Here is a 307-nt window from a genome sequence, read left to right as displayed (position 1 = left end):
ATGTGCGATAAAGAAGTAATAGAAGTGTAAAAAATTTTGCCGTTCCTATCCGGCACTTGCGCATTGTGTCGGATAGGTCGGGCGGTTATTCGGGCAAGTCCACCTTGCCAACAAAAGAATAATAAATCTCAATGTCCTGTCTGCGGGTCTTGTTCTCGTCATAGCTGCACTCATGCACAACGATTTTCTCTACAAACTCCCGCAGCAGAGTAGGGGTAAGTTCTTCAAAGCTGGTATGCCGCCGGACAACATTCATAAACTTTTCTGCGTTCACGGTGGCTTCCTGTGCTTTGGAAAGCTCCGCTTG

Annotated in this window: 1 protein-coding gene; it reads right to left on the bottom strand. The window is 46.9% G+C overall.

Annotation, left to right across the window (positions count from 1 at the left end; all coding sequences use genetic code 11):
- Nucleotides 1-85 precede the first annotated feature (85 nt).
- A partial coding sequence (locus tag GPK49_RS01665) for a DUF4368 domain-containing protein (RefSeq protein ID WP_118583120.1) occupies nucleotides 86-307 on the bottom strand: 222 nt, incomplete at its 5' end.

This window comes from Clostridium sp. MCC345, assembly GCF_018785345.1.
GTDB lineage: Bacteria > Bacillota > Clostridia > Lachnospirales > Anaerotignaceae > Anaerotignum_A > Anaerotignum_A faecicola.
Note: the sequence above shows the minus strand (reverse complement) of the source record. Positions and strands in the feature narration are given on the sequence as shown.